Raw genomic sequence first — 9,659 nt, forward strand, 5'->3', positions numbered from 1 at the left:
ATGCCCCACTTTTTTTGTCATGTAATCTCCAATCTTGATATACTTAAACTAACCTTTAATGGGAGGAATTTTGAATGAAAATTAATCAGTTTGCACATCTTAAAGTTGATCATCAGCAAAAAATTAATGAACTTCAAAAAATTAATTTTTTAGACGCTGATGCATGCACACTGTCATTAAATGACCTTTACCTTCATTTCCTACGGTGTGCGTTGATCGAAGCTCAAAGTTCAAGTGCATTTGACCAAAAGTTACACGCATTGCTCGCAACCCCTGATCAAGACTTAAAGGACTATCTTGATCATCATCAATTAACACTTGAAGTCTTCTACACGGTTGCAATGCAATTATTGGGTTTTGAAGTTGACGATGACTTTGAAATCGATCATCTATTTGAAAAAATGGATGACCTGCACCTTTTCCACCACGATCAGTTAACCAATGCAGCCGACTTGATCGATGCTTGGTATGATTTGCTTTGTACTCACGGCAAAGGCGGCCGAACCTACCTTGATTTGTTAGCTGCCAAGGGCTACTTTAAACCATTCTGGAATTTGCCGGTTGAGCAAAAGCCGCTGATTTTCAACGGAAAAACGCAACCGGTATTTGACACTTCTAAATTGATTCGTGAAGTCGTTTACGTTGAATCATCCTTGGACACTGATCATGACGGCAAACGCGATCTGCTGAAAGCCGAAATCATTCGGCCTGTCGAAACCAACGATGGTTTAAAAGTTCCGGCGCTTTATACTGCCAGTCCTTATAATCAAGGAACCAACGATCATGCAGCTGATAAATTAATGCACAACGTTGACGTGTCGCTGAAACGCAAGCAACCAAACAACAATACATATGAAGACATTGAATTTCATGAACCCGCCGTTGAACTTCCGCCTGCGCGCCAAGTCCAGAGCGAAACGCAGACGGCTGAAGAAACGTTCGGTCACGCCAAAGCCGTTACCTTAAACGACTACTTCCTTGCCCGCGGGTATGCTGCCGTTTATGCAGCCGGAATCGGAACAATGGATTCTGACGGCGAACGGACTTGCGGTTCAAAGGAAGAAACCGAATCGACGATTGCAATCATTGAATGGTTGGCAGGCAACCGGCGGGCATTTACCAATAAAACCGACAACATCGAAATCAAAGCATGGTGGTGTAACGGCTCCGTTGCAATGACCGGGAAATCATACCTCGGGACGCTTGCAACGGCTGCAGCTACAACCGGCGTTGACGGTTTGAAGACCATCATTTCAGAAGCTGCGATCTCAAGTTGGTATGACTACTACCGGGACGGCGGGCTTGTAATTGCTCCCGGCGGCTTCCCAGGTGAAGATGCCGATATTCTTGCCGAAGAATGTTTCAGTCGGCAAAAACAAGCCGGTGATTACCTGAAATGCAAGGACCAATTCAACCGTGATCTTGCCGAAATCACAGCCGGCCAAGACCGGACAACCGGAGACTATAATTCATTTTGGGACGCCCGCAACTATCTTAAAGATGTCGAAAACATTAAGTGTGACGTCGTAATGGTTCACGGATTAAATGACTGGAACGTTAAACCACGCAATGTTTATAACTTGTATCGCGAACTAGAAAAGCTTCCTGTAACAAAGAAACTTTTCTTACATCAGGGACAACATATTTATATTAATAATTTCCAATCAATTGATTTCACAGATATGATGAATATCTGGCTATCAAATAAATTATACGGCGTTGAAAACCACGCTGATGAATTACTTCCAGATGTTTGCGTTCAGGATAATAGTACTGAAAGCACGTGGCATGCATTTGATGGATGGCATACTGAAAATCCGCAAACCCATCAATTTGGATTTGAAAATGAACAGCTCGTTGACCATGCAACTGCACCAGCAGTCGCATCATTTAATGACCAGCTTGAACAAGCTGCCTTTGATCAGTATAAAAAGAACTGGAATCAGTGGCGCGCTGATCTTTTAAGTGATGAAAAAAATGCCCTTAATAACAACCGGTTGATCTTCAAGACGGAAAAGCTGCAACACGACATCTATCTTCAAGGGTGTCCGCACATTAAGTTAGACGTTGCCTCGAGTGTTGATAAGGGGATGCTGAGCTTCATGCTCGTTGACTTCGGAATGGCCAAGCGGCTGGGTGAAGTTCCGGCAACGCTTGACTTGAAGGCCCTTGATGCCGGTTATCAATGGCGCCCTGATGATTTAAAGGAATTCAAACTTGCAAAACCAACCCCGTGGAAAATGATCACGAAGGGACACATCAATCTTCAAAACCGTGAACATCCATGGAAAACGGATGAATTAGTTCCAAAAACGTTCTACCAATTCGAATTGGACCTTCAGCCGATGTTTTACCATTTGCTTAAAGGTCATCAACTTGGGCTTGTAATTTACTCAACCGACATGGAAATGACCGTCCGCGGAAACGAGGACATTACTTACTCACTTCAGCTTGAAAACTGTGAATTAAATGTTGATTATGAAGAATTGAAATAAATTAAGAAAACGCCTTGCGGTGAGTTACCGCAGGGCGTTTTTCATTTAAATTTATTATTTTTTCTTATTATAAACGGTTGCACCAGCAACACTTGCTAAGATTGCAATTCCAACAATTAATGAAATCGTAAATTGTTTTTCACCTGTTTGAGGTAATTCGGACCCGGATGATGAATTATTCCCGTTACCACTATTATTGCCATTTCCATGGCTTTTACCAGTGGTATTACCTTTTCCATTATTGTTATTTGTTACAATTACGCCGGCCTTGTGACCATTTGAAGATTGTTCTTCCTTACCTTTTGATCCAGAAGTTGTTTCTTGGTTGTGATCTTTGGCTGACGATTCTTGAGAAGAATCCTTTACAACTGATGAAGATTTCGTGCTATTGGTTGCATATGATGAGCTCTTAGCAGTTGATGACTTCACGTCGCTGATTGCATTTGATGAGCTTTTTGCACCTGATGATTTCATCGTTGAAGATTTAACACTATTACCTTCAATTGATGAACTTTTCACACTCGATGTTTTCATTGATGAAGACTTCGTGTTGCTTGTTCCAATCGATGAACTCTTCACGCCTGATGACTTCTTTGTTGAAGACTTTGTACTTGAGCTTTCAATTGATGAACTCTTAGCTGTTGAAGATTTTGTGCTTGATGGCTTTTCTAATGAACTCTTTACACTTGAATTTTCAACTAATGTAGACTCCTTGCTTGATGACTTCGCTGTTGAGCTCTTTGCGCTTGATGACTTCACAGAACTATTCTCACTATTCAAACTCGATTTAGCCACTGAACTCTTGGCAGGACGATCACCACCATGATGACTCTTAACTGTTGCTGATTTCTTTGATGATGAGTTACTTGAAACCTTCACGCTTGAAATTGATTTCTTGCTTGACGAGCTCTTTACGCTTGAACTCTTCTTACTGCTACTTGAAACCTTGCTTGAGCTTGACTTCTTGCTTGGTGATGAACTCTTAATGCTTGAGCTCTTCGTGCTGCTTGAAACCTTGCTTGAACTTGACTTCTTGCTTGGTGATGAACTCTTAATGCTTGAGCTCTTCGTGCTGCTTGAAATCTTGCTTGAGCTTGATTTCTTACTTGATGAACTCTTAATGCTTGAGCTCTTCGTGCTGCTTGAAATCTTGCTTGAGCTTGATTTCTTACTTGATGAACTCTTAATGCTTGAGCTCTTTGTGCTGCTTGAAACCTTGCTTGAACTTGACTTCTTGTTTGATGAACTCTTTACACTTGAACTCTTCGTGCTGCTGCTTGAAATCTTGCTTGAACTTGATTTCTTGCCTGATGAACTCTTGATGCTTGAGCTCTTCGTGCTGCTTGAAATCTTACTTGAGCTTGAAGCAGTCTTATAATTCTTCAAGATATAATTTTTAGGTAAATTTGAGTTTGCAAGTTTACCCTGACTAATCGTAAAGTGGTATTCATCTTTTGGTAATTGATACCCATTAGGAGCTTTCGTTTCCTTCAACGTATAATTTCCATCTGTAAGTCCTGTAAATACTAATTTACCGGTATTATCCGTAACAGCGGTTTTCAACGCTGTACCGTTCTTATACAAAGAAAACTGTGCTCCTGGTAAAGCGACCTTAGTCAGTCCATCTTGTTTTTGAAGAGTTAATTTTCCAGTATCAAAACCAACAATATCACCGCTCATATTTTGCTTAAAAGATATCTGCTTATCAGCCGTTTGTGTCTTATTGTTATAACTTACAGCTGCATGATTATCAAACGTATCACCATTTGTTGGGGTTTCAATTGTTTGCGAATTGTATTGAATATGCCAAACCGTATTTCTCAATACATCAGCAGGAATTACACAGGTAAATCCTCCCTTATCATCAAAGGTAATTTTGGCGCGTAGTTCTTTTTGTGCCCGACCAACGCTGAATTTATCAGTATAACCGTTCGCTGACTTAATCGCAATTGACCATGAAGCCTGGTTGATCTTGGTCGCTGGTCCAGACGGAGTATCCGTGATTACAATATTACCCGTGTTTGCATCTGGAATCGAACCATTGATTCCCCAGTTAATATTCCCGTCTTTTCCAAAATATCCGCCTTTATTAAAGTAAGTCTTACTTGTATCAATTGGCTTTTGGGATGACACCCCTGGTCCTACAGGGGTTGAGTTATTAGTAACATTTATTGATACTGATTGACCATCGACCGTAATTGTTGCTGGAGTAACTTTATCTTTTGAATTTATCGCTGCTTCTGCAACCGCGTTAAACCGGAAATTTCCCACAAATCCGTTAGGCAATTGTTTAACATGGTCATTAAAAGTAATTACTACCTTATCCTGCGAAACTTCAGCAGTCGCAACATTATCAATGGTATTTCCATTATACGTTGCATTGATTGCTTGCTTTCCACGAACACCGTGCAAGCCCGCAACATTAGTTGTATTTTGCGGTAAATTAATAGTTAACGTTGTTCCAGGTTGAACGTTTGCTCCACCTTGAAACGCCACAGCCACATTTACATAGCCGTTATTTCGAACTTCATGCTTATCGATTGTTAGTCCTGTGACCTTTACCTGGCCTGCGCCGGCATCAGTTGGCGTTGTTGCCAATACAGTAATCGAACTGCTGAATAATGATACTATCAAAATAGCAACTGATAAAAGTGCCATTTTACAATGTTTGATTAAATGAACTAAATGATCCATTTAGATCCCCCTTCTTTAAAACCAACAATTAAATTTTTTATTTTACCTATTCCTTCTTTGAAAAGTTATTGCTTTCAACAGCTTAACCATTTCAAAATAAAATTTTGGATTTGCCAATTATCTTCTAATTGGACTAAATCGATCTACGTGTTATTTATAAAAGGACTCTCGTTTTCGAATTTTGATAATCAATGAGGATCAATTATCAAATTAAACTTCTCTAAATTAGAAAAGTTCATTAATCGTCAAAATTAATGGGGATTTAATTTTAACAATTTTACCAACTCAAATCGTGCAGTTCGATCTGAATTGGTCATTTTATAAGGTTAAAAAGTACTGTGGAATTTTCGCCAGTGTCTTATTGAGTGGACAAAATTATCGCAAATTAAGCTTCACAATAAAACTGAATTGTATATAGAGACCCTAGCGCACCAATATTTGAATGGATTTTATTTTAATTGGTTCATTATTGAATTTCATTACACTTAAACCCTCATATTGAATCCTTAGTTACTTACCTTACCTCATTCGAATCATAAAATCGTAATTCAGAAGTGTTCTAAAATTATTAGATTACCTAACGATTTTGGAGCATTTTTGATTATGACTAAAAATTCAATCATCCTCCTCGAAAAGTTACTCGGAGGTTTCATTACAGGTTTAAGTCCTGAAATATTAACATTTGATTTGTTTTAAGTCATTAAATGCATCGTGATTCTTAATCACACTACATTAAAGGATTATTTAATAAGCTTATTTATCTTTAACATATTGTGGTTTGATTTTACCCTACTGAATTATTTGAAATCAATAAAAAAATTTTAATAAATCAACACTTAAAATTTTTAAAATAGCGTTTTTTAATATGATTTATGATAACCGCTTCCATTCGGCCGTTCATCCATTTGATAAACCCAAATTTTATTTTGAGATATTTTTTATTCATTCGTAATATTCCAACAATCTTTAACTTTAATTAAATTTAGATTATAAAAAAAGAAGTTACATTTCTGCAACTTCTTTAATGTTTCAAACAATCCCTTTATTTATTTTTTTCTAGATAAACTCCCAATCCAACAATCATTGCAACTCCTAAGCTAACAATCACAATTGAACTTGCTTCACCGGTTTGAGGAAGTTTTTGTTGTGAATTTTCTTTTTGACCAGCTTGTTGTTGGCTTGTTTGAGCTTTCAATGATGTTGAACTATTTTCTATGCTTTGATTACCTATTGGTTGAGCACCATTGTTTTGTTGTGCGTTGCCGCCATTCGTATTTCCTGTTTCAGCAACTGCTCCATTTCCAATGTTGCTTGAACCTTGGTTCTGAGAAGAACCATTTCCTGATGATCCACCTTCATTATTGTTTCCAGAACCCGGAACCGGAACTTGAACGTAGCTTGATTTAATAATCACGCTTGTTGAAAATGCAGGAGCTGGGGCCGGCTTTTGACTTGGCGTAGAAGGCCCAATTGAACTTGAACCTTTACTTGGTAACCCGTTTCCTGTATTTTCTGAAGAACTACTTGTTCCCGTTCCTCCAGATACTGAAACAATACTTGATGTATACACAAGTGATGATGTCATACTTTGAGAGCCTTGTGACTTACTTGAACTATTTCCGCCACCATTTCCATTTGATGAAGCCGTGCTTGAATTTGCACCAATGCTCTTTGAGCTAGCTGTTGATGACGAATTTACAATGTTTGATGAACTCTCTCTACTACTTGAATCATTCTTTGAAGGTGCGTTTAACTCACTGCTGCTTGAAACCTTGCTTGAGCTTGATTCTTTGCTTGATGAACTCTTAATACTTGAGCTCTTCTTGCTGCTTGAAATCTTACTTGAGCTTGATTCCTTGCTTGATGAACTCTTGATGCTTGAGCTCTTCTTGCTACTACTTGAAACCCTGCTTGAACTTGATTTCTTGCTTGAAGCTTTCTTTGATGAAGCCTTACTTGATGACTTGACCATTGAACTCTTCTTGCTTGAGCTCTTTACTGAACTTTTAATTAAGCTTGACTTCTTACTTAATGAGCTCTTTACGCTTGAACTCTTCTTACTGCTACTTGAAATCTTGCTTGAGCTTGACTTCTTGCTTGATGAGCTCTTTACACTTGAGCTCTTGCTACTACTTGAGACCTTACTTGACGAACTCCTTACACTTGAGCTCTTCTCACTGCTGCTTGAAATCTTGCTTGAACTTGATTTCTTACTTGATGAACTCTTTACGCTTGAACTCTTCTTGCTACTGCTTGAAGAGATCTTGCTTGAGCTTGACTTCTTTGACGATGAACTACTTGACGAACTTGCAGCTAATGGCGTATCAATTACCCATGCATTATCAGTAACATCTTTTCCATCAACCGTTACCGTTGTCTTTCCTTTATCATCAATCGTTACATTAATTTTTTCATTATTAATGCTGTATCCTGCTGGAGCCTTAGTTTCTTTTACCGTATATGTTCCAGCTGGTAATCCGCTAAAGCCAACGACCCCTGCAGCGTTTGAGACCGCTGTAAGATTCTTTCCATTTCCAGTAAGTTCAAATGTTGCTCCTGATAAGCCAGCTATTTGACCATTTGTGGTTTCAACCTTCTGTAATTTTACCCCGTACTTCGGTTGAATTCCGTCCGCCGTTGCCTGCCAACTATTCTTTACAGTTGCCGTTGTTGAACCGCCGCTTGAGCCGTCAGGATTGGTTTGCGTAGCTGAATTTGTCCACTGATCATTTTGTTCCGTTGATGAAAGCCTTGATTGGTACGTGATCGTATACGCAACCTGTTGAACTTGGCCCTGGTTACCACTTTGGTCAACCCCCATCAATGCACCGGCGATGTCATATTGGTTTGCAGTAATTGTGAATCCATCGCTTGATTCTGTTATCTTACCTTCAGAGGCTGGATAAGTCTTTTCAGTATATCTGAAGTGGTCAGTTCCCCACTGACCATCTTGGTACTGAATAAAGTAGGTGATTTTAATTGATCCTGGGACCAATGTTTGACCATCCTTCAATGTATCCGTAATGGTCGTTGTTCCTGGGTCACCTAAAACCCCGTGAACTTGCCAATTAATATTTCCATTATTGGCAATCCGACCACTCTTCTTAACTTGACCGGTTGGTGCAATGATGTTTGGTGTTCCACCTTGGCCAACGTTAGGATTGGTGTTCGGCTTAATCGTCTGGCTAACGTGAATTGATGGTGTCGGAACATTTCCCATATTCGGCCAATTGTTAACCTTGGTTGGATTAGTTCCGGCCTTAGCCGCAATCTGACCCGCAAACGTTAACCTCCCTGACGTTAAAATGTGACCATTCATCTTACTATTAAATGTAATTGTCACACCCGTTGTTGAAATATCAGCAGTCGCAATCGTTTGCCCATTTAGCGGGTCACCTGGATCACTTGGGTTATTATACTTGACTGGAATCTGGTGAGGAATTCCTTGAATCCCAGCAGCCGTATCAGTTGCTTGCGGGAAGGTTACGTGAATCGTATCACCCGTATGAATAACCTGTGAACTATTCCCAAAGGTCATTGTGAAGTATACCCGTTGTCCAGGTTTAGCCTGCCCAACATTTGTTGAAATTGAATTGACTTCTGAACTTGTAATATCTGCTGCTTGAACTTTTTGAGAATGCGTCATTGGAATAATCAAAGCAAGCGCAGAAATTACAACCATCAAAAACCGTACAATTCGAGATTTACTCTTTGACATTTTATCGATCCTTTCCTTAAAAATTAGAATGATTTTATAGTTATCAAATCCCCCTTTTGATTTGAATTCACTATAAAATAATCTCCGACTTTCAATCTTATTATCAATCACTATCCAACACAACAAAAACGCATTTTTGTTTAAACATTACCTTAAATATTTGTAAAATATAATTTTTTCTTTAAAAAGATTATCAGTTCTTAACAAAAAAGGGAATGCGACTTTCCATCGCATTCCCTTTTCTCATCATTAGTTATTAACGCTGCTTAATGTAGAAAGCAATTGTTGATCCAACGATCAAAATCACTCCTAAAGCAATCAATGCACTTGCTCCAGTTTCACCGGTTTGTGGTAAGTTGCTGCCATCGCTATTGTTACCATTCCCGTTTTGTGTATTTTGACCATTTGCAGTTAATTGATTGTTCTCAACATTGTTGCTGCCTTGAGTGCCTTGAGCAGCTTGGCCGCCTTGAGCGTTGTTGCCGCCGTTGTTATTGTTATTTCCAATAACTGCTACTCCGCCTTGGTTTGTACTGTGATTATTATTGTTATTAATTACAGTTGTATTTTGAACGTTATGTGTAATTGTTGCCGTGTTAGCTGTTGGTTTGTTGTTACTTTCCTTATTCGGAATTTCACTTTGTGAATATGTGATCACTGTTGTTCCAACCGTCGTTGCTGAACTTCCGTTCACAATTTCCTTTGACCAGCTTGTTACTGGGACGTTCATTGAGCTTGATACCAATGTTGGC

General features: G+C 39.1%; 4 protein-coding genes. 1 reads left to right on the forward strand and 3 read right to left on the reverse strand.

Annotated elements, in window-relative coordinates; translation table 11 throughout:
• Positions 1–74: 74 nt before the first annotated feature.
• Entirely contained in the window at positions 75–2,495 is a 2,421-nt protein-coding gene (locus FC33_RS02185; protein WP_057826988.1) for a Xaa-Pro dipeptidyl-peptidase, read from the forward strand.
• 54 nt (positions 2,496–2,549) lie between these two features.
• Here the strand turns inward: FC33_RS02185 and FC33_RS02190 are convergent, their stop codons facing one another.
• The 3 genes from FC33_RS02190 to FC33_RS02200 all read right to left on the reverse strand — a co-directional run.
• Entirely contained in the window at positions 2,550–5,189 is a 2,640-nt protein-coding gene (locus tag FC33_RS02190) for an LPXTG cell wall anchor domain-containing protein (RefSeq protein ID WP_057826989.1), read from the reverse strand.
• A gap of 1,042 nt (positions 5,190–6,231) precedes the next feature.
• On the reverse strand, positions 6,232–8,907 hold the full coding sequence (locus FC33_RS02195) for a SpaA isopeptide-forming pilin-related protein (RefSeq protein WP_057826990.1): 2,676 nt from the start codon (positions 8,905–8,907) through the stop codon (positions 6,232–6,234).
• A 256-nt stretch (positions 8,908–9,163) separates the two neighbouring features.
• On the reverse strand, positions 9,164–9,659 hold a 496-nt coding region (locus tag FC33_RS02200; protein WP_202813764.1), incomplete at its 5' end, for an LPXTG cell wall anchor domain-containing protein.

It is taken from the genome of Ligilactobacillus aviarius subsp. aviarius DSM 20655, from assembly GCF_001436315.1.
GTDB classification, from domain to species: Bacteria; Bacillota; Bacilli; order Lactobacillales; family Lactobacillaceae; genus Ligilactobacillus; species Ligilactobacillus aviarius.